18 protein-coding genes are annotated in these 21,384 nt (G+C 60.0%); 11 read left to right on the top strand and 7 right to left on the bottom strand.

From position 1 onward, the window contains the following. Positions 1–72 precede the first annotated feature (72 nt). Positions 73–891 (top strand): tRNA cyclic N6-threonylcarbamoyladenosine(37) synthase TcdA, encoded by an 819-nt coding sequence (gene tcdA, locus ACYYKW_RS09445; RefSeq protein ID WP_090281991.1) that lies wholly within the window; start codon positions 73–75, stop codon positions 889–891. Between the two features lie 104 nt (positions 892–995). On the opposite strand, the gene ACYYKW_RS09440 is transcribed toward tcdA, so the two are convergent. From ACYYKW_RS09440 to ACYYKW_RS09425, 4 genes are all read right to left on the bottom strand, one after another. After that, complete coding sequence (locus tag ACYYKW_RS09440) at positions 996–1,400, bottom strand: SufE family protein (RefSeq protein WP_464989973.1); 405 nt, start codon at positions 1,398–1,400, stop codon at positions 996–998. Further along, on the bottom strand, positions 1,397–2,602 hold the full coding sequence (locus ACYYKW_RS09435) for an aminotransferase class V-fold PLP-dependent enzyme (RefSeq protein ID WP_464989972.1): 1,206 nt from the start codon (positions 2,600–2,602) through the stop codon (positions 1,397–1,399). The genes ACYYKW_RS09440 and ACYYKW_RS09435 overlap by 4 nt, the downstream gene beginning before the upstream one ends. A gap of 147 nt (positions 2,603–2,749) precedes the next feature. Next, on the bottom strand, positions 2,750–3,784 hold the full coding sequence (gene dapD, locus ACYYKW_RS09430; protein ID WP_464989971.1) for a 2,3,4,5-tetrahydropyridine-2,6-dicarboxylate N-succinyltransferase: 1,035 nt from the start codon (positions 3,782–3,784) through the stop codon (positions 2,750–2,752). Positions 3,785–3,815: 31 nt separating this feature from the next. Further along, a complete protein-coding gene (locus tag ACYYKW_RS09425; RefSeq protein ID WP_093104271.1) occupies positions 3,816–4,178 on the bottom strand; it encodes an ArsC family reductase in 363 nt (120 codons plus the stop codon). Between the two features lie 291 nt (positions 4,179–4,469). Here ACYYKW_RS09425 and ACYYKW_RS09420 point away from each other — a divergent pair, with 291 nt between their 5' ends. Continuing rightward, a complete protein-coding gene (locus tag ACYYKW_RS09420; RefSeq protein ID WP_093104267.1) occupies positions 4,470–6,101 on the top strand; it encodes a Na+/H+ antiporter in 1,632 nt (543 codons plus the stop codon). A 44-nt stretch (positions 6,102–6,145) separates the two neighbouring features. Here ACYYKW_RS09420 and dapC read toward each other — a convergent pair whose 3' ends face one another. The 3 genes from dapC to map form a co-directional block, all read right to left on the bottom strand. Further along, positions 6,146–7,345 (bottom strand): succinyldiaminopimelate transaminase, encoded by a 1,200-nt coding sequence (dapC, locus tag ACYYKW_RS09415; RefSeq protein WP_464989970.1) that lies wholly within the window; start codon positions 7,343–7,345, stop codon positions 6,146–6,148. Positions 7,346–7,549: 204 nt separating this feature from the next. Further along, the gene (locus ACYYKW_RS09410) at positions 7,550–10,252 is read right to left on the bottom strand and encodes a [protein-PII] uridylyltransferase (RefSeq protein ID WP_464989969.1); all 2,703 of its coding nucleotides are present in this window, start codon (positions 10,250–10,252) and stop codon (positions 7,550–7,552) included. Positions 10,253–10,294: 42 nt separating this feature from the next. Beyond that, positions 10,295–11,077 carry a type I methionyl aminopeptidase gene (map, locus tag ACYYKW_RS09405; protein WP_090281999.1) on the bottom strand — a complete coding sequence of 261 codons (783 nt, stop codon included), beginning with the start codon at positions 11,075–11,077 and terminating at the stop codon, positions 10,295–10,297. A gap of 372 nt (positions 11,078–11,449) precedes the next feature. Here map and rpsB point away from each other — a divergent pair, with 372 nt between their 5' ends. The 9 genes from rpsB (at position 11,450) to bamA (ending at position 21,366) form a co-directional block, all read left to right on the top strand. Continuing rightward, positions 11,450–12,187, top strand: a complete 738-nt coding sequence (gene rpsB / locus ACYYKW_RS09400) for a 30S ribosomal protein S2 (protein WP_003222119.1) — start codon at positions 11,450–11,452, stop codon at positions 12,185–12,187. A gap of 190 nt (positions 12,188–12,377) precedes the next feature. After that, a complete protein-coding gene (gene tsf, locus ACYYKW_RS09395) occupies positions 12,378–13,241 on the top strand; it encodes a translation elongation factor Ts (RefSeq protein ID WP_016771476.1) in 864 nt (287 codons plus the stop codon). A gap of 207 nt (positions 13,242–13,448) precedes the next feature. Further along, the gene (gene pyrH, locus ACYYKW_RS09390) at positions 13,449–14,192 is read left to right on the top strand and encodes a UMP kinase (protein ID WP_003222124.1); all 744 of its coding nucleotides are present in this window, start codon (positions 13,449–13,451) and stop codon (positions 14,190–14,192) included. After that, entirely contained in the window at positions 14,189–14,746 is a 558-nt protein-coding gene (gene frr / locus ACYYKW_RS09385) for a ribosome recycling factor (protein WP_090282000.1), read from the top strand. Before pyrH ends, frr begins: the two co-directional genes overlap by 4 nt. A gap of 14 nt (positions 14,747–14,760) precedes the next feature. Further along, on the top strand, positions 14,761–15,516 hold the full coding sequence (gene uppS / locus ACYYKW_RS09380) for a polyprenyl diphosphate synthase (protein WP_090282001.1): 756 nt from the start codon (positions 14,761–14,763) through the stop codon (positions 15,514–15,516). Beyond that, complete coding sequence (locus tag ACYYKW_RS09375; RefSeq protein WP_093104258.1) at positions 15,516–16,322, top strand: phosphatidate cytidylyltransferase; 807 nt, start codon at positions 15,516–15,518, stop codon at positions 16,320–16,322. Before uppS ends, ACYYKW_RS09375 begins: the two co-directional genes overlap by 1 nt. Continuing rightward, complete coding sequence (gene ispC / locus ACYYKW_RS09370) at positions 16,319–17,509, top strand: 1-deoxy-D-xylulose-5-phosphate reductoisomerase (protein WP_464989968.1); 1,191 nt, start codon at positions 16,319–16,321, stop codon at positions 17,507–17,509. Before ACYYKW_RS09375 ends, ispC begins: the two co-directional genes overlap by 4 nt. Positions 17,510–17,563: 54 nt before the next feature. Then, positions 17,564–18,916, top strand: a complete 1,353-nt coding sequence (gene rseP, locus ACYYKW_RS09365) for a sigma E protease regulator RseP (protein WP_464989967.1) — start codon at positions 17,564–17,566, stop codon at positions 18,914–18,916. Between the two features lie 74 nt (positions 18,917–18,990). Then, entirely contained in the window at positions 18,991–21,366 is a 2,376-nt protein-coding gene (bamA, locus tag ACYYKW_RS09360) for an outer membrane protein assembly factor BamA (RefSeq protein WP_090282005.1), read from the top strand. The last annotated feature ends 18 nt before the right edge of the window (positions 21,367–21,384 follow it).

The following is a 21,384-nucleotide window of genomic DNA, read 5'->3' as shown; positions in this document are numbered from 1 at the left end:
TCTTACACTTGTCGCTTGCAGCTTAAAACTTGTCGCTGCGTAGCCCTATAATGCGCGCCGGTTTTTGGGGTAATGGTCATGAGTACAGAAGATCCGCGGTTTGCAGGCATCGCCCGTTTGTATGGCATCGAAGGCCTGGAACGCTTGCGCGCCGCCCATGTGGCGATCGTCGGTGTCGGCGGTGTCGGTTCCTGGGCGGCGGAAGCCATGGCCCGTTGCGGTGTCGGCGAGATTTCGCTGTTTGACCTCGATGACGTCTGCGTCAGTAACGCCAACCGGCAATTGCACGCGCTGGACAGCACCGTCGGCAAGCCCAAGGTCGAGGTAATGGCCGAGCGTCTGCGCGGGATCAACCCGGACTGCACCGTGCATGCGGTCGCCGATTTCGTCACCCGTGACACCATGGCCGAATACATCACGCCGGACATCGACTGCGTGATCGACTGCATCGACGCAGTCAACGCCAAAGCGGCGCTGATCGCCTGGTGCAAGCGGCGCAAGATCCAGATCATCACCACGGGCGGCGCGGGCGGGCAGATCGATCCGACGCTGATCCAGGTGTGCGACCTCAACCGGACCTTCAACGATCCACTGGCCTCGAAGGTGCGTTCGACGTTGCGCCGCGATTACGGCTTCTCGCGCACCGTGACCCGGCATTACAGCGTGCCGTGCGTGTTTTCCACGGAACAGCTGCGCTATCCGAAGCCGGACGGCAGCATCTGTTTGCAGAAGAGTTTTGTCGGTGACGGCGTGAAACTGGACTGCGCGGGTGGGTTTGGCGCGGTGATGATGGTGACGGCAACGTTCGGCATGGTGGCCGCGACCAAGGCTGTGGACAAGATTGTGGCGGGGGTGCGGCGGCCTTCGGATCGTATCAAGCCTGACGCTTGATGCTGCCGGTGAGGGCCCTATCGCGAGCAGGCTCACTCCTACAGGGGAACGCATTTCAAAATGTAGGAGTGAGCCTGCTCGCGATGGCTGCGAAGCAGCCGCTTTTATCGAGCCAGGTCGTTCATCCGCTGGAGCACGGCATTGAGGCCATTGCTGCGCGACGGCGATAGCTGGCGCGACAGGCCGAGCTGATTAAACCAATCAGGCAAATCAACCTGCTGCAACTCAGCGGCCGACAACCCGTTGACCCGCAACAGCAACAGCGCCACCAACCCGCGAATCATCCGCGCATCGCTGCTCGCCTTGAACTGCCAGTGACCGTCGCGCAACTCGCCGACCAGCCACATCTGACTTTCACAGCCATGCACGCGGTTGGCCTCGCATTTGTCTGCGTCATCCATCGGCGACAGGCGATCACCAAACTGCATCAGCAACCGCGCCCGCTGCTCCCAGCCCGACGCGTTCTGAAACGTCTGCAGCGCTTCGCTCGCTTCCAGCGGCAGGCTCATCGCAACATCTCCAGCGCCTGATCCAGCGCCTCGAAAAAGCGCTCCAGATCTTCCGAATCGTTGTACAGCGCCAGCGATACGCGAATCGCTCCCGCCAGCTCAAAGCCTTTCATCAGCGGCATCGCGCAGTGATGCCCGGCGCGCACGGCGATGCCCTGTTCGGTGAGCAGATGCGCCAGATCGGCGTTATGCACCCCCTCGACGACGAAACTGGCCAGCGCCAGTTGCGGCTTGCCGAGCAGGCGGATGCCGTTGCGCGCGGCGAGACCGCGCAGCAAATAATCATGCAGCGCCGCCTCATGGGCAGACACCGCCTCCTGATCCAGACCGGCCAGATAATCGAGGGTCGCGCCGAGGCCGATCACGCTGGCAATCGGCGGGGTGCCTGCCTCGAAACCCAGCGGCGCCGGGCGGAAGCGCGAGTCGTGATAGTTGGCTTCCAGCACCATTTCGCCGCCAAACTGCCAAGGCTTCAACCGCTCCAGCGCAGCGTTGCGCCCGAACAGCACGCCGAGACCATCGGGGCCATACAGCTTGTGGCTGGAAAACACATAGAAGTCGCAGCCCAGCGCTTGCACGTCGTGCCGACCGTGAACCACACCTTGCGCGCCATCGACCACAGTCAGTGCATTTTGCGCCTTGGCCATGCCGAGCAAAGCAGTCAGTGGCTGCCAGGCGCCGAGCACGTTGGACAGCTGACTCACCGCCAGCAAACGCGTACGTGGGCCGATCAGGTGCACAGCAGCAGCGAGGTCGATCAGACCGTCAGCGTCCAGCGGCAGGATCACCAGTTTCAACTGTCGCCGCTGGGCCAATTGCTGCCACGGCAGCAGATTGGCGTGGTGCTCAAGGGCGCTGATGACAATCTCATCGCCCGGCTGGAATAAATGCTCCAGCCCATACGCCAGAAGGTTCAGCGCGCTGGTGGCGCCGTGGGTAAAGATGATCTGCCCGCTGTCAGCGGCGTTCAGCCACTGCGCAACCTTGTGCCGACTGTCTTCGAACGCTTGCGTGGCATGCGCGCCCGGCAGGTGCTGCGCGCGGTGCACATTGGCTGCGCCGTTGGCGTAGTAATGCGTCAGCGCATCGAGCAGGGCTAGCGGTTTTTGCGTGGTGGCGGCGTTGTCCAGATAGGTCTGGTCCTGCCGTTGCAGAGCGGCGATGGCCGGAAAGTCGGCGCGCCAGGGGGAGGGATTCATCATGTGTTCAGCCCTGTGAAATTGGGCGGGGTGTACGCTGCCCCTGTAGGAGTGAGCCTGCTCGCGATGGCGGTGTGTCAGTCAACCTTACAGCTACTGATCCAGCGCCATCGCGAGCAGGCTCATTCCTGCAATGAGTCGACTGCGTGCTTAGTTGTGAGCGTGCAGCGCTTCGTTCAGTTCGATCGCCGATTTGTGGGTTTTGCACTCCACGGCACCGGTTTCCGAGTTGCGACGGAACAGCAGGTCGGTCTGGCCTGCCAGCTCACGTGCCTTCACCACTTTAACCAGGTTGTTGTGCTCGTCCAGCAGCGCGACCTTGGTGCCGGCTGTCACGTACAAACCCGATTCAACGGTGTTGCGGTCGCCCAGCGGAATGCCGATACCGGCGTTGGCGCCGATCAGGCAGCCTTCGCCAACCTTGATCACGATGTTGCCGCCGCCCGACAGGGTGCCCATGGTCGAGCAACCGCCGCCCAGGTCCGAACCCTTGCCGACGAAGACGCCAGCGGACACGCGGCCTTCGATCATGCCCGGGCCTTCGGTGCCGGCGTTGAAGTTGATGAAGCCTTCGTGCATCACGGTGGTGCCTTCACCGACGTAGGCGCCCAGACGCAGACGCGCGGCGTCAGCGATACGCACACCGACCGGGACCACGTAGTCGGTCATTTTCGGGAACTTGTCCACCGAGAAGACTTCCAGCAGCTCGCCGCGCAGGCGGGCTTCCAATTGCATTTCCGCCAGTTCGCTCAGGTCAATGGCGCCCTGGCTGGTCCAGGCTACGTTCGGTAGCAACGGGAAAATGCCGGCCAGGCTAACGCCGTGTGGCTTGACCAGACGGTGCGACAGCAGGTGCAGCTTCAGATAGGCCTCAGGCGTCGAGGTCAGCTGTGCGTCTTCAGCCAGCAGGGTCGCCACCAGCGGCTTGTGGCTCTCGGCCAGACGGGTCAGCAGCTTGCCTTGCACGGCGTCGATGCCTTTTACCGCTTCAGCCAGTTGCGCAGCCTGGGCGGTGGTGAAGGTGATGGCCTGGTTGCCTTCGGTGTAACCGAGGATCGGCGCAACGGCAGCGACCAGTTCGGCCGAAGGATTGAGCAATGGCTGAGCGTAGAACACTTCCAGCCACGCGCCTTGACGGTTCTGGGTGCCGATACCGAAAGCGATGCTGAACAGAGAATGGGACATGGGAATACCTCTACAAAGAGTGACGGGCTGCTTACTTCAGAGCGGCCGCGTAGATATCTGGCTTGAAGCCAATCAGGGTTCGGTCACCGAGATCGAGCACCGGGCGCTTGATCATCGAGGGTTGCGCGAGCATCAGTTCGATGGCTTTCGACTGGTCGAGATCGGCTTTGCGTTCGTCGTCGAGTTTGCGAAAGGTCGTGCCTGCGCGGTTCAGCACAGTCTGCCAGCCGTGTTCGTCACACCATTGGGTCAGGTGTTCACGGTCGATACCGGCGGTCTTGTAATCGTGGAAATCGTAGCTGACAGCGTGTTCATCGAGCCAGGTGCGCGCCTTTTTCATGGTGTCGCAGGCTTTGATGCCGAAAAGGTGCAACGTTTTACTTGAAACGGCCAAGGAATCGCCCCCTTTGCAGGTGCTGGAAAAAAAAGGTGTCGGATTATGCCATGACCAAACGGTTTCGCGGCGCCTGGCTTTATCTGGCAATGCAAAACCTGTGGGAGCCAGCCTGCTGGCGATAGCGTCGGGCCAGTCGATATCCATCTCATTGTGCGGCCGCCATCGCCAGCAGGCTGGCTCCCACCGGGGATCGGCGCTCAACCGTGTGACATAGGTGCAACGGTCAGACGCATCCTGAGCGGTTAATATGGCAATTGAACGCTGTCGATGGTCCGGAATCTACGTTTTATGCAAACTGCTTACACTGTCCTGATCCTGCTCATGCTGGTCGGCGTCTCGCGTCTGATCGGCCGGATCGTTCCGCTGCCACTGCCGCTGGTGCAAATCGCCGCCGGCGCCTTGCTTGCCTGGCCGACCCTCGGCCTGCATGTGGCGCTCGATCCCGAGTTGTTCCTGTTTCTGTTCCTGCCACCGTTACTGTTTTCCGATGGCTGGCGCATGCCCAAGCGCGCGTTCTGGCAGTTGCGCGGGCCGATTCTGACGCTGGCGGTGGGGCTGGTGCTGTTTACCGTAGTCGGCGCCGGGTATTTCATTCACTGGTTATTGCCGACAATTCCGCTGCCGGTGGCGTTTGCCCTGGCCGCGGTGTTGTCACCGACCGACGCGGTGGCGGTCTCGGCCATCGCCCAGAATCGTTTGCCGACTCCGCTGATGCACATATTGCAGGGCGAGGCGCTGATGAACGATGCCTCGGGTCTGGTGACGTTCAAGTTCGCCCTTGCGGCTGCCATCACCGGAGTGTTCTCACTGACCAACGCTGGCCTGAGTTTCGTTGTCGTGGCCCTCGGCGGATTGGCCGTCGGCGTGGCCTTGAGCTGGCTGGTCGGGCGCCTGCGCGCATGGATGATCGCTCGCGGCTGGGACGATCCGGCCACGCATGTGGTGTTCATGTTGCTGCTGCCGTTCGCCGCCTATGTGCTGGCCGAACGTCTCGGCGTGTCGGGCATTCTTTCGGCGGTAGCGGCAGGGATGATGCAGAGTTGGCTCGATCTGCTGCCACGGCAGACCAGCACCCGACTGCTCAATCGCAGTGTCTGGTCATTGCTGGAGTTTGCCTTCAACGGTTTGATTTTCCTGCTGCTTGGCCTGCAATTGCCGGACATCATCAAGGCCGTGGTCAGCCACGAACCGACCTTGTGGCCAACGCTTTTTTATCGTTGCCTTGATGTGCTGGCGATCTTTCTCGCGCTGGTGTTGCTGCGCTTTGTCTGGGTGCAGAGCATCTGGCGGTTGTCGGTGCTGCTGCGCCGTTTGCGTGGCAAGGGCGAGCTGACGCAAGTGCCGACCGCGCGTTCCTGCTGGTTGCTGACGGTCGGCGGCGTGCGCGGGGCGGTGACGCTGGCGGGGGTGATGTCGGTGCCGATGTTGATCGGCGCGCAGGCGTTTCCCGAGCGTGATCTGCTGATATTCATCGCTGCCGGGGTAATCCTGCTGTCGCTGATCTCGGCGTGCATTGCCTTGCCGTTGCTGCTGCGAGGTATTGAAAAGAGTCCCGACGACAAGCGTCGTCAGGAAGTGCGCGACGCCTGGCGCAAAACCGCCGAGGCGGCGATTCATGCCCTCGAGACCGAAGAGGCCGTCCCGCAGGACGCCGCGCAAGCGGCACTGGCGGCCGAACTGAAGGCGCGGATCATGTCCGAATATCGCCATCAGCTCGACGTGTTCAATGATTCTGCGGAAGCTCAGGCGTTGGCGTTCCAGATGGATCTGCTCGAACGTCGCTTGCGTTTGAAGGCGCTGCGGGCGCAGCGTCTGGAGTTGTACAGCCTGAGCCGTCATCACCAGATCGGTGATGACGTCCTCAGAGAAGTACTTGGCGAACTGGACATGAGCGAGGCCAATCTGGGGCAGGTGAAGTAGCCCGCCGCAGTGCCCGCATCAGACCTTCTGCTGCGGGCAACGGTTTATTTGTGGCGGGTGACGAACGCGCGAATACGCTCCGCCGCTTCGACACATTCGGCCAACGGCGCAACCAGCGCCATGCGTACCCGACCGGCGCCCGGATTGACGCCTTCGACATCACGGGACAGGTACGAACCCGGCACCACGGTTACGTGTTCCTGCTCAAACAGGTCGCGGCAGAATGCTGCGTCGTCACCTTGCACGTTCGGCCACAGGTAGAAGCTGCCATCCGGGCGCTGCACGTCCATCACCGGGCTGAGGATTGCCAGCACGGCATCGAACTTTTCACGGTACAGCGCGCGGTTGGCGCGTACGTGAACTTCGTCGTTCCACGCGGCCACGCTGGCCAGCTGGGTTTGCACCGGCATCGCGCAGCCGTGGTAGGTGCGATACAGCAGGAAGCCTTTGAGGATATCGGCGTCACCGGCCACAAAGCCGGAACGCAGGCCCGGCAGATTGGAACGCTTGGACAGGCTGTGGAACACCACGCAGCGCTTGAAGTCCTGGCGACCCAGTTCAACGCAAGCAGTAAGCAGCCCCGGCGGCGGGGTTTGTTCGTCGAAATACAGTTCGCTGTAGCACTCGTCGGCAGCAATCACGAAATCGTACTGGTCGGCCAGGGCGATCAGCTTTTTCAGGGTTTCGACCGGGATCAACGCGCCGGTCGGGTTGCCCGGCGAGCACAGAAACAAAATCTGGCAGCGCTTCCAGATGTCCGGGGAAACGGCATCGAAGTCCGGGTTGAAGCCGTTCTCGTCGAGGCACGGCAGGTAGTGCGGCTTGGCCCCGGCAAGAAATGCCGCGCCTTCGTAGATCTGATAGAACGGGTTAGGGCTGACCACTAGCGCATCGTCACCACGATTGACCACGGTCTGGGTGAAGGCGAACAGCGCTTCGCGGGTGCCGTTGACCGGCAGCACGTTGCGCGCCGGGTCGATCCAGCCGTTCGGCACGCCGAAACGCCGCTCGCACCAGCCGGCAATGGCTTCACGCAGGGCCGGAATGCCGAGAGTGGTCGGGTACACCGCCATCTGGTCGAGACTGTTCGCCAGTGCTTCGGCGACAAAGCTTGGCGAACGGTGTTTCGGCTCGCCGATCGACAGGGCGATCGGGCGCTTGTCCGGGTTCGGCGTCACGGTGCCGAGCAGGGCGCGCAGCTTTTCGAACGGGTACGGCTGGAGCTGGTTCAGGGCGTTGTTCATGGGGGCCTCGGTCAATGTGGGGCAAGACTCCAGACCTGAGCCGTTCACCGAACCTGTAGGAGTGAGCCTGCTCGCGATGAGGGCCGCACATTCGATATTTATGCAAGCTGGTGCATCGCCATCGCGAGCAGGCTCACTCCTGCAAGGGTTTTGGTTAACAGGCTGAAGTCGGAGTGTTCCTTCCCACCGGGGTAATGGATGGGTTCAGATACTGATTCGGGACAGCTTGTTATCCGGTTCCTGGTTGACGCTCAACTGCTCGACGATCGCATCCTGCAGGCGGCTGCACAGCAAGGGATCGGACAGCGGTTGATTGTGCGCGTCGGTGATGAAGAACACGTCTTCCACGCGCTCGCCCAGGGTCGCAATCTTGGCGTTCTGCAGCGACAGGTCGAATTCGAGGAAAATCCCGCCGATCCGCGCCAGCAGTCCCGGACGATCGGGCGCGGTCAGTTCCAGCACCGTCACCGGGCGCTGCGCATCGTTGTGAATCGTCACCTGCGGCGCAAAGGCGAAATGCTTGAGCTGGCGCGGCACGCGACGCTGGATGATCGTCGGGTAGTCGTCCGGGTCACGCAGGGCTTCGGTCAGGCCTTCGCGAATCTGCTTGACCCGCGTAGGGTTGTCGCCGATCGACTCACCTTCGTTGTCGAGCACAATGTAGGTGTCGAGGGTGAACTGGCTGCTGGACGTAATGACGCGGGCGTCGTGAATGTTCAGGTTCAACTGGTCCATCGCCGCCACGGTCACCGCGAAGAAGTCATGCTGGTCGGGCGCATAAATGAAGATCTGCGTACCACCTTCGAACTCACGCTGGGTGGTTTCCTTGATCAGCACCAGCGGCCCGCCGTCGACCGGCTGCTGCAGGATCGCATCGCTGTGCCAGGCGACGTCGCCAGCGGTATGACGCAGGAAATAATCATCACCCAATTGCGCCCACAATTGCTCGACATCGTCCGGGTCGGTGCCACCTCGCACGAGAATATCCAGCGCGGCGCTTTGCGTCTGGCGGATCTGTTCTTCGCGATCCACCGGATTTTCCAGGCCACGGCGCAGGGCGCGTTTGGTCTCGGTGTAGAGCTGGCGCAGCAGGCTGGCGCGCCATGAATTCCATAGGGTCGGGTTGGTCGCGTTGATATCCGCCACCGTCAGCACGTAGAGATAGTCGAGACGGGTTTCATCGCCGACCGCCAAGGCAAAGTCGTGGATCACCTGTGGGTCGGACAGATCCTTGCGCTGGGCGGTGGTCGACATCACCAGGTGGTTTTGCACCAGCCAGACGATCAGGCGGCTGTCCCACATTGGCAATTGGTGACGCTGGCAGAATGCTTCGGCATCGACCGCGCCGATTTCCGAGTGGTCGCCATGCCGGCCCTTGCCGATGTCGTGGTACAGGCCCGCCATGTAGATCAGTTCAGGCTTGGGCAGCTTGGCCATCAACTTGGCGGCCAGCGGGAATTTCTCCGACACCTGGGTGTACTGCAATTTACGCAGGTGCTTGATCAGATTCAGCGTGTGCGCATCGACCGTATAGATGTGGAACAGGTCGTGCTGCATCTGCCCGACGATAAAGCCGAACTCCGGCAGATAACGGCCAAGAATGCCGTAACGGTTCATCCGGCGCAGGTTGCGGTGGATGCCGAACTTGCACTTGAACAGCTCGATGAACAGGCTGGTGTTGCGAATATCGTTGCGGAAGTTGTCGTCGATCAGGTGGCGGTTTTCGCGCAGCAGACGAATGGTGTCAGCGCGCACGCCTTTGATCTCCGGCTGCTGGGCCATCAGCACGAAAATCTCGAGCATGGCAAACGGCGTGCGGCGGAACACGTTGTCGTTGCGCGCCTCGATATAGCCGTCGTGCAACTGGAAGCGCGAGTTGATCGGCTGCGGCGGCGCTTCGTCTTCCGGGGCGAGGATGACTTCTTCGAAGTGCTGGATGATCAAATCGCTGAGCTGGGCGATGCTCATGACCGTGCGGAAATACTGCTGCATGAAGTTCTCGACCGCCTGCTTGGCGTCGTCGCCTTCAAATCCGAGCAGGCCGGCGATGGTCCGCTGATGATCGAACAGCAAACGGTCTTCGGAGCGGCCGGCGAGCATGTGCAGGGCGTAGCGCACTTTCCACAGGAATTCCTGGGAGGAGGCGAGCAGGGCGTTTTCGCTTTCGACCAGAAAACCCTCGCCGGCGAGGGCGCGCAGGTTCAGGGTGCCGTACTGACGCCGGGCTACCCAGAGAATCGTCTGGATATCGCGCAGGCCGCCGGGCGAGCCTTTGACGTTGGGTTCGAGGTTGTATTCGGTGTCGTTGTACTTGTGGTGGCGGGCCTTTTGTTCGGCGCGCTTGGCCAGGAAAAACTCCTTGGCCGGCCACATGTGGGCGGTGCTGGTGACGTCGAGCATGCGCTGGCGCAGACGCTCGGGGCCGCAGATCGTGCGGCTCTCCATCAGATTGGTGACCACGGTCAGGTCGGCGCGGGCCTCTTCGGCGCATTCATCGACCGAGCGCACGCTCTGCCCGACTTCCAGACCGATGTCCCATAGCAAGGTGAGAAAGCGCTCGATGGAATCACGGAAAACTTCGTGGTCGGCGCTGTCCAGCAGGATCAGCAAATCGATGTCGGAGTACGGATGCAGTTCACCGCGACCGTAGCCGCCGACCGCGACCAGCGCGATGTCGGCGTCTTCGCTCCAGTCAAATTGCTCCCAGGCCTTTTGCAGGATGTTATCGACGAACCAGGCACGGTCTTCGATCAGACGGCGAATGTCGCGACCGTTACGAAAACGCGTGTCGAGGACCTCGCGGGCCTGGCGGATCGCCTTCTTGAACGCCGCGACAGGACTCGCTTTGAGGGCCAGTTCAGCCTGGAACTGGCCGCGGTCGAAGAGTTCGGGATCCACCTGCGGCATCGATTGGCTTTCCTTTATAAGGGGCTGGGCGCGTTTACTTGATCAGGCAGAGATGCGCGGGATGGTGTCATCGCTGCGCAACGTGAAAATTTCATAGCCGGTGTCGGTCACCAACAGCGTGTGTTCCCACTGTGCCGAGAGCTTGCGGTCTTTGGTGATCGCGGTCCAGCCGTCGCCCAATACTTTGGTGTCGGCCTTGCCCTGGTTGATCATCGGCTCGATGGTAAAGGTCATGCCAGCCTTCAGTTCCATGCCGGTGCCAGCGCGACCGTAGTGGAGGATCTGTGGTTCTTCGTGAAAGACTTTGCCGATACCGTGACCGCAGAATTCGCGAACCACCGAGAAGCCGTTCTTTTCGGCGTGCTTCTGGATCACTTCGCCGATGTCGCCGAGGCGGCAGCCGGGCTTGACGATCTCGATCGCCTTGTACATGCATTCCTGGGTGATCTGCGACAGGCGCTCGGCCCATACCGGCACTTCACCGACGTGGAACATGCGGCTGGTGTCGCCGTGGTAGCCGTCCTTGATCACGGTGACGTCGATGTTCAGGGTGTCGCCGTTTTTCAGCGGCTTGTCGTTCGGGATGCCGTGGCACACTACATGATTGATCGAGGTGCAGATCGACTTCGGATAGCCCTTGTAATTGAGCGGGGCGGGGATCGCTTGCTGCACGTCGACGATGTAGTCGTGGCAGATCTGGTTCAACTGATCGGTGGTCACGCCCGGTTTGACATGTTCGGCAATCATTTCCAGCACATCGGCGGCCAGTTTGCCGGCGACGCGCATGCCAGCGATGTCCTCGGGGGTTTTGAGGTTGACGGTCATACAGGCTCTCTCTGCGCTCGGCGGCGCTTGCGGATACAAACAGGGTGGCCGGTGTGGAATGGGCGACCCGAAAAACGCGATTCTAACAGACGTATGGCGCAATTCAGCGCCGGCGTGCATCGCTTCTCTCTATACAATGGTGCGCCTTGGGCCGATTCCAAGGGGGCGGCGCCCATGTCCCTGGTGCGAATACAGATTTCGGGTTCCGTTTCTGCGCACCCTGTGGTATAAAATGCGCCGCTTTCCGGGGATGCCCCGAAAGGCTTAAATCCACACACGTGTCGACACGATGACCTGGGTGCCCTTGGCTTGACGCCATTGGTTGGTCATTGGGATACGTGGAGGCCAAACCCGACTTATCAAGGAACTATCATGTCCCAAGTCAACATGCGCGATATGCTGAAGGCCGGTGTGCACTTCGGTCACCAAACCCGTTACTGGAATCCGAAAATGGGCAAGTACATTTTCGGCGCGCGTAACAAGATTCACATCATCAACCTTGAAAAAACCCTGCCAATGTTCAACGAAGCTCTGACTTTCGTAGAGCGTCTGGCCCAGGGCAAAAACAAGATTCTGTTCGTCGGCACCAAGCGTTCCGCTGGCAAGATCGTTGCTGAAGAAGCAGCACGTTGCGGTTCGCCGTACGTCGATCACCGCTGGTTGGGCGGCATGCTGACCAACTTCAAGACCATCCGTGCTTCCATCAAGCGTCTGCGTGACCTTGAAGTTCAAGCCGAAGACGGTACTTTCGCCAAGCTGACCAAGAAAGAAGCGCTGATGCGCTCCCGTGACCTGGAAAAGCTGGATCGTTCGCTGGGCGGCATCAAGGACATGGGCGGTCTGCCAGACGCACTGTTCGTGATCGACGTTGACCACGAGCGCATCGCGATCACCGAAGCCAACAAGCTGGGCATCCCGGTCATCGGCGTTGTCGATACCAACAGCAGCCCGGAAGGCGTTGACTACATCATCCCAGGCAACGATGACGCAATCCGCGCTATCCAGCTGTACATGGGTTCGATGGCTGACGCAGTGATCCGCGGTCGCAACAACGTTGCTGGCGGTACTGTAGAATTCGCAGCTGAAGAAACTCAGGCTGCAGCTGAGTAATTGACGCCCTGGCGTTGACTCAGTAAGCAAAAAGGGGGCTTGGCCCCCTTTTTGCCACCTCGAAAACCATTTGTCGGCGCCCACGGCACTGTTTGTAATGTGCGGCAGCTAACAAGGGTGGTTCGGGAAGAATTGAACGCCCGTTCGATCGGGTGGAATGGTTGAAAACCTATCCAAGAGGAATTTGAAAATGGCAGCAATTACTGCAGCGTTGGTCAAAGAACTGCGCGAGCGTACCGGCGAAGGCATGATGGACTGCAAGAAAGCCCTGGAAAAGGCTGACGGCGACATCGAAAAAGCCATTGATGACATGCGTGCTTCGGGCGCGATCAAGGCTGCGAAAAAAGCCGGCAACGTTGCCGCTGAAGGCGCAATCGCCATCAAATCGAATGACAAGGCAGCCGTGCTGCTGGAAGTCAACTCGCAGACCGACTTCCTGGCCCTGCAAGACGACTTCAAAAACTTCGTTGCTGCCAGCGTAGAAAAAGCTTTCGACGAAAAACTGACCGACGCAGCTCCGCTGATCGCCGCTCAGGAATCGGCTCGTGAGGCTCTGGTTGCCAAAGTCGGCGAGAACGTCAACATCCGTCGTCTGGTACGCGTAGAAGGTGACGTTGTCGGCACTTACCTGCACGGTAACAAGATCGGTGTTGCTGTTGTCCTGAAAGGCGGTGACGTCGAGCTGGCCAAAGACATCGCAATGCACGTAGCTGCAAGCAACCCGGAATTCCTGCTGCCTTCGCAAGTCTCCGACGAAGCGATCGAGCGTGAGAAAGCTGTGTTCCTGCAACTGAACGAAGAGAAGATCAAAGGCAAGCCAGAAAACATTGTTGAGAACATGGTCAAGGGCCGTATCAGCAAGTTCCTGGCAGAAGCGAGCCTGGTCGAGCAGGCGTTCGTCAAGAACCCTGAAGTCAAGGTTGGCGAACTGGCCAAGAAAGCCGGTGCTGAAATCGTTTCCTTCACTTACTTCAAAGTAGGCGAAGGCATCGAGAAGCCGGTCGACAACTTCGCTGAAGAAGTTGCTGCCCAGCTGGCTGCCGCCAAGCAATAAGACGGTTTTCAAACTGTCGCCGAAAGAGGCTGCCCGCTCACGCGCGCAGCCTCTTTTCAGATCGGGTACCAGTTTTTTATTGGTTTCCGCTTGGAACTGACTTACAAAGCCATGTTCCGATGGCGCTGACGCAGCGCCAAGCTAGAGTGAACGGCAGCTGTAAACAGCTCGCACAGAATTTTAAATACGCCGCAGGAGAGATTCGCAATGGCTCAGCAGGGCAGTGGTTATCAGGCTCGCTATAAACGCATTCTACTCAAGCTTAGCGGCGAGGCCCTGATGGGCTCGGAAGAGTTCGGGATCGATCCAAAAGTGCTGGATCGGATGGCGCTGGAAGTCGGCCAGTTGGTCGGCATCGGCGTTCAGGTCGGTCTGGTGATCGGCGGTGGCAACCTGTTCCGCGGCGAAGCCTTGAGCAAAGCCGGCATGGATCGGGTCACGGGCGACCACATGGGCATGCTGGCCACTGTGATGAACGCTCTGGCCATGCGTGATGCGCTGGAACGTGCCAATATCTCGGCCATCGTGATGTCGGCCATTTCCATGGTCGGCGTGACCGATCACTACGATCGCCGCAAAGCCATGCGCCACCTGAACTCCAAGGACGTGGTGATTTTCGCTGCCGGTACCGGCAACCCGTTCTTCACCACGGATTCGGCAGCCTGCCTGCGCGCAATCGAAATCGACGCTGATGTCGTGCTCAAGGCGACCAAGGTTGATGGCGTTTACACCGCAGATCCATTCAAAGACCCGCATGCCGAGAAGTTCGATCATCTGACTTATGATGAAGTACTGGATCGCAAGCTGGGTGTCATGGACCTGACCGCTATCTGCCTGTGCCGCGATCACAAGATGCCGTTGCGCGTCTTCAACATGAACAAACCGGGCGCCCTGCTGAACATCGTTCATGGCGGCGCTGAAGGTACCCTGATCGAGGAAGGTCAACAATGATCAACGAAATCCAAAAAAACGCTAAAGAGCGCATGCAAAAATCGCTGGAGTCTCTGGCTCACGCGTTCGGCCAGATTCGTACCGGCAAGGCTCACCCGAGCATCCTGGGCAGCGTCATGGTGCCTTACTACGGTACTGACACCCCGCTGAGCAGCGTGGCCAACGTCACCGTCAAGGACTCGCGGACCCTGCAGGTCGTGGCCTTCGAGCGCAACATGCTCGCGGCCGTCGACAAGGCGATCCAGAGCGCCGGTCTGAACCTCAACCCGACCAACCTTGGCGAATTGCTGTTGATCCCGATGCCGGCCCTCACCGAGGAAACGCGCAAAGGCTTCACCAAGCAGGCCCGTAGCGCAGCGGAAGACGCGCGTGTTGCCGTGCGTAACATCCGTCGTGACGCGTTGGGTGATCTGAAGAAGCTGGTCAAGGACAAGGAAATCAGCGAAGACGAAGAGCGTCGTGCCATCGCTGATATCGACAAGCTGACCAAAGAGTCCGAGGCCCAGATCACCAAGGCCACGGACGAGAAAGAAAAAGACCTGATGGCCGTATAAGGGTCGAGCTTTAAATGGACAAGACCAAGCAGTCTGCGCCGTCCGCGGTGCCGCGCCATGTCGCGATCATCATGGATGGCAACAATCGCTGGGCGAAAAAACGCTTTATGCCGGGTGTCGCCGGGCATAAAGCGGGTGTGGATGCTGTGCGTGCGGTGATCGAGGTGTGCGCCGAGGCCAAGGTCGAGGTGCTCACCCTGTTCGCGTTCTCCAGTGAGAACTGGCAGCGTCCGGCCGACGAAGTCAGTGCCTTGATGGACCTGTTCTTCAAGGCCTTGCGTCGCGAGGCCAAGCGCCTCAACGACAACAACATCAGCCTGCGCATCATTGGCGACCGCTCGCGGTTTCATCCGGAGCTTCAGGCCGCCATGCGTGAAGCCGAAGCGATGACGGCGGGCGCCAACCGCTTCATCCTGCAGATCGCCGCCAACTACGGCGGTCAGTGGGATATCGCACAGGCAGCGCAGCGCCTGGCCCGTGAAGTCCAGGCCGGGCATTTGCGCCCCGAGGACATCACTCCGGATCTGCTGCAGACCTGTCTGGCAACCGGCGATCTGCCGTTGCCGGACCTGTGCATCCGCACGGGCGGCGAGCACCGCATCAGCAATTTCCTGCTGTGGCAGCTGGCCTACGCCGAGTTGTATTTCTCCGACCTGTTCTGGCCGGACTTCAAACACGATGCCATGCGCGGTGCGCTGGCTGATTTCGCTTCGCGCCAGCGTCGCTTCGGTAAAACGAGTGAGCAGGTCGAAGCTGGAGCCCGGGTTTAATGCTTAAACAACGAATCATCACTGCACTGATCCTGCTGCCGATTGCCTTGTGCGGGTTCTTCCTGCTTAAAGGCACTGGTTTTGCCCTGTTCATCGGGCTGGTCGTGTGCCTCGGTGCCTGGGAATGGGCGCGCCTGGCCGGCTTCGCTGCGCAATCGTACCGCGTCGGTTTTGCTGCGGTCGTTGCGCTGTTGCTATTCATCATGCATGTGCTGCCCGGCCTCGCGCCTTGGGTGCTGGGCGCTTCGGTGCTCTGGTGGGTCGTGGCAACGTACCTGGTATTGACCTATCCGCGTTCCAGTGCGCATTGGTCCAGTGCCGCCACCAAGCTGGTGATCGGTCTGTTGATTCTGCTGCCGGCCTGGCAGGGCCTGGTGCAGATCAAGCAGTACCCGTTGGGTAACTGGCTGATCATGGCGGTGATGGTGCTGGTCTGGGGGGCCGATATCGGCGCTTATTTCTCGGGTCGCAAATTCGGCAAGCGCAAGCTGGCGCCGCACGTCAGTCCGGGCAAAAGCTGGGAAGGCGTATACGGTGGTCTGGCGCTGAGCCTGGTGATTACCGCGATTGTCGGGCTGGTGCGTGACTGGACCGTGGCCGAACTGCTCAAGGGCTTGATTGGCGCGGCCGTGATCGTTTTCATCTCGGTGGTCGGCGACCTGACCGAAAGCATGTTCAAGCGCCAGTCCGGCATCAAGGACAGCAGTAACCTGTTGCCCGGTCATGGTGGTGTGCTCGATCGCATCGACAGCCTCACGGCAGCGATTCCGGTATTTGCCGTGCTGCTGTGGATGGCTGCGCCGTGAGTCGCCCTCAGCAGATTACCGTGTTGGGTGCGACAGGCTCGATCGGCCTGAGCACGCTGGACGTCATTGCTCGTCATCCCGAGCGCTATCAGGTTTTCGCGCTGAGCGGCTTCAGTCGTCTGAGCGAGCTGCTTGCCTTGTGCGTGCGTCATGCGCCGCAATTTGCCGTGGTGCCACAAGCGGCCGCCGCGCGCAGTTTGCAGGACGATTTGCGTGCGGCCGGTTTGTCGACTCAAGTGCTGGTAGGCGAGGAGGGCTTGTGTCAGATCGCGTCCGCGCCGGAAGTCGATGCGGTGATGGCGGCGATCGTCGGTGCGGCGGGATTGCGTCCGACTCTGGCGGCCGTTGAGGCGGGCAAGAAAATCCTGCTGGCCAACAAGGAAGCGCTGGTGATGTCCGGCGCCTTGTTCATGCAGGCCGTGCGCAAGAGTGGTTCGGTGTTGCTGCCGATCGACAGCGAGCACAACGCGATTTTCCAGTGCATGCCACAGGATTTTGCCCGTGGGTTGGGCGCGGTCGGTGTTCGGCGGATCTTGCTCACAGCCTCTGGTGGTCCGTTCCGGCAGACGCCGATGAGCGAACTGGCGCATGTTTCACCTGATCAGGCCTGTGCACATCCGAACTGGTCGATGGGGCGCAAGATCTCCGTCGATTCGGCGAGCATGATGAACAAAGGTCTCGAGCTGATCGAAGCCTGCTGGTTATTCGACGCCAAGCCTGCGCAGGTCGAGGTGGTGATCCACCCGCAGAGCGTGATTCACTCGCTGGTCGATTACGTCGACGGCTCGGTACTGGCGCAGTTGGGCAATCCCGATATGCGTACGCCGATCGCCAGTGCGCTGGCGTGGCCTGAGCGCATTGATTCCGGGGTAGCGCCGCTGGATCTGTTCGCCATTGCACGGCTGGACTTCGAAGCACCGGATGAAGGGCGCTTCCCTTGTCTGCGTCTGGCGCGGCAAGCTGCCGAGGCGGGCGACAGCGCTCCGGCAATGCTCAATGCGGCCAACGAAGTGGCGGTACAGGCGTTTCTCGACGGGCGGGTCCGGTACCTGGAAATCGCGAGTATCATCGAAGAGGTTCTGAGCCTCGAACCGGTGGTGGCCCTGGCTGATCTCGAGGCGGTATTTACTGCCGATGCCAAGGCCCGTGATCTGGCGCGGCAATGGCTCAAGCGTCACGATCGATAGAATTTGCAATACATTGGCTACACGCGGCACTGAACAGGATTGCGGAGAAAGTAGATGAGCGCGCTCTATATGATTGCCGGCACCCTGATTGCTCTGGGTGTGCTGGTCACTTTTCACGAATTCGGCCACTTCTGGGTCGCGCGGCGCTGTGGCGTCAAGGTTCTGCGCTTTTCCGTAGGCTTTGGCATGCCGTTGCTGCGCTGGCATGACAAGCAGGGCACCGAATTCGTGATCGCCGCGATTCCGCTGGGCGGCTACGTCAAGATGCTCGACGAGCGTGAAGGCGAGGTCCCGGTCGATCAGCTCGATCAGTCGTTCAATCGTAAAACCGTTCGTCAGCGTATCGCTATTGTTGCCGCCGGCCCCGTGGCCAACTTCCTTTTGGCGCTGGTGTTCTTCTGGGTGCTGGCCATGCTCGGCAGCGAGCAGGTGCGTCCGGTCATCGGTGCGGTCGAGTCCGGCAGCATTGCCGCCACGGCGGGTTTGAATGCAGGCGAGGAAATCGTCGCCATCGATGGCGAGCCGACCTCCGGATGGGCGGCGGTCAATCTGCAACTGGTACGGCGTCTCGGCGAGAGCGGTTCTCTGCAATTGCTGGTGCGCGAACAGGGTTCTACCGCGGATTCGCCGCGTGAACTGAAACTGGACAATTGGCTCAAGGGCGCCGATGAGCCGGATCCGATCCGTTCTCTGGGTATTCGCCCGTGGCGCCCGGCGTTGCCGCCGGTACTCGCCGAACTCGATCCGAAAGGCCCGGCGCAGGCTGCTGGCCTGAAAACCGGCGATCGCTTGCTGGCGCTCGATGGCCAGCCGTTGAGCGACTGGCAGCAAGTGGTCGATACCGTTCGTACGCGTCCTGATACCAAAATCATGCTGCGCATCGAGCGCGACAGTGCTCAAATCGACGTCCCGGTGACCTTGGCGGCGCGTGGTGAAAGCAAGGCGCCGAGCGGTTATCTGGGCGCGGGTGTCAAGGCAATCGACTGGCCACCGGAGATGATTCGCGAGGTCAGTTACGGCCCGTTGGCGGCAATTGGCGAGGGCGCCCGTCGCACTTGGACCATGAGCATTCTGACCCTCGATTCACTGAAGAAAATGCTGTTCGGCGAGCTCTCGGTAAAAAACTTGAGTGGACCGATAACCATTGCTAAAGTGGCGGGCGCTTCTGCCCAGTCGGGCGTCGCTGATTTCCTGAATTTCCTTGCTTATCTGAGTATTAGCCTGGGGGTTCTGAATTTGCTGCCTATTCCTGTACTGGATGGGGGGCATTTGTTGTTTTATCTGATCGAGTGGGCGCGTGGTCGTCCCTTGTCGGATCGGGTGCAAGGTTGGGGGATACAGATCGGTATCAGTTTGGTGGTCGGGGTGATGTTGCTTGCTCTGGTCAACGATCTGGGTCGACTGTAACGCTTCGCTGAATTGCGAATCTGCCGCATTTTGCGGCAGTTTGTTTATTGCCAGTTGGAATAAGAAAGGACTTCATGAAACGTCTGCTGCTAACTGCGGTTCTCACCGTATTGATGATCGCCGAAGTTCACGCCGAGTCCTTCACTATCTCTGATATTCGCGTCAATGGCCTCCAGCGGGTCTCCGCGGGTAGCGTCTTTGGTGCCTTGCCGTTGAACGTCGGCGAGCAGGCGGATGATCGTCGCCTGGTGGAATCCACTCGTGCGCTGTTCAAAACCGGTTTCTTTCAAGATATCCAGCTGGGCCGCGAAGGCAACGTTCTGGTGATTACGGTCGTCGAACGTCCGTCGGTTGCCAGTATCGAGATCGAAGGCAACAAGGCGATCTCGACCGAAGACCTGATGAAAGGCCTCAAGCAGTCGGGTCTGGCCGAAGGCGAGATCTTCCAGCGCGCCACCCTCGAAGGTGTGCGTAACGAACTGCAGCGTCAGTACGTAGCGCAGGGTCGTTACTCGGCTACCGTCGATACCGAAGTGGTCTCGCAACCGCGCAACCGTGTTGGTCTGAAAGTGAAGATCAACGAAGGTACCGTTGCCGCGATTCAGCACATCAACGTGGTCGGCAACACGGTGTTCCCCGAGGAAGACCTGACCGACCTGTTCGAACTGAAAACCACCAACTGGCTGTCGTTCTTCAAGAACGATGACAAATATGCCCGTGAAAAACTGTCCGGTGACCTGGAGCGTCTGCGTTCCTACTACCTGGACCGTGGCTATATCAACATGGACATCGCTTCGACCCAGGTGTCGATCACCCCGGACAAGAAGCACGTCTACATCACCGTCAACGTCACCGAAGGCGAGAAGTACACCGTTCGCGACGTCAAGCTCAGCGGTGATCTGAAAGTCCCTGAAGACCAGATCAAGTCCCTGTTGCTGGTGCAGAAGGGCCAGGTGTTCTCGCGCAAGCTGATGACCACCACCTCCGAACTGATCACCCGCCGTCTGGGTAACGAGGGTTACACCTTCGCCAACGTCAACGGCGTGCCTCAGCCGCATGATGACGACCACACCGTCGATATCCTGTTCGCGGTCGATCCGGGCAAACGTGCCTACGTCAATCGCATCAACTTCCGTGGCAACACCAAGTCCGAGGACGAAGTGCTGCGTCGCGAAATGCGTCAGATGGAAGGTGGCTGGGCTTCGACCTACCTGATCGACCAGTCCAAGACCCGTCTTGAGCGTCTGGGCTTCTTCAAGGAAGTCAACGTCGAGACCCCGGCTGTTCCGGGCGTAGATGACCAGGTCGACGTGAACTACGCCGTAGAAGAACAGGCGTCCGGTTCGATTACCGCCAGCGTTGGTTTCGCCCAGAGTGCCGGTCTGATCCTCGGTGGTTCGATCACCCAGAACAATTTCCTCGGTACCGGTAACCGCGTCAGCATCGGTCTGACCCGCAGCGAATACCAGAGCCGCTACAACTTCGGCTACGTTGACCCCTACTGGACCGCCGATGGCGTGAGCCTGGGCTACAACGCGTTCTATCGCACCACCGACTACGATGAACTCGATGCCGATATCTCGAGCTACGCCGTAGACAGCCTGGGTGCCGGTGTGAACATTGGCTATCCGATCAGCGAGACTTCGCGTCTGACGTTCGGTCTGTCCGCCCAGCAGGACACGATCAACACCGGTCGTTACACCGTTGACGAGATTTTCGACTTCGTCGAGAAGGAAGGCGACAGCTACCTGAACTTCAAGGCTTCGGCCGGCTGGTCCGAGTCGACCCTGAACAAGGGCGTACTGCCGACCCGTGGTCGTTCCCAGAGCCTGACCCTGGAAAGCACCATTCCGGGCAGCGACCTGTCGTTCTTCAAGCTCGACTACCGTGGTCAGTTGTTCCAGCCGATCACTGAAAACTACACCCTGCGCCTGCATACCGAACTGGGTTATGGCGACGGTTATGGTTCGACCGATGGCTTGCCGTTCTATGAAAACTACTATGCGGGTGGTTTCAACTCGGTGCGCGGCTTCAAGGACAGCACCCTCGGTCCGCGCAGTACGCCGAGCCGTGGTACCAACCCGGGCACCATTGCGGACCCGGACCAGGATCCACTGCCGTTCGGTGGTAACGTCCTGATCCAGGGTGGCGTGGAAGTCCTGTTCCCGCTGCCGTTCGTGAAAGATCAGCGCTCCCTGCGTACCTCGGTATTCTGGGATGTCGGTAACGTATTTGACTCGCAGTGCAAGGACACTACGAACGCTAACGGTTCGTCGTCCAACACCAAGTGCAACGACATCAGTCTGAGCAACATGGCCAGTTCCGTGGGTGTGGGTGTGACCTGGGTCACCGCACTGGGTCCTCTGAGCTTCGCGTTGGCCATGCCGATCAAGAAACCGGATGACGCTGAAACTCAAGTGTTCCAATTCTCCCTCGGCCAGACGTTCTAAGCGTCTGACCCAAGATAA

It is taken from the genome of Pseudomonas sp. 15C (assembly GCF_055484735.1).
The sequence above is the reverse complement of the archived record's forward strand: the minus strand, read 5'-3'. Positions and strand labels throughout refer to the sequence as shown.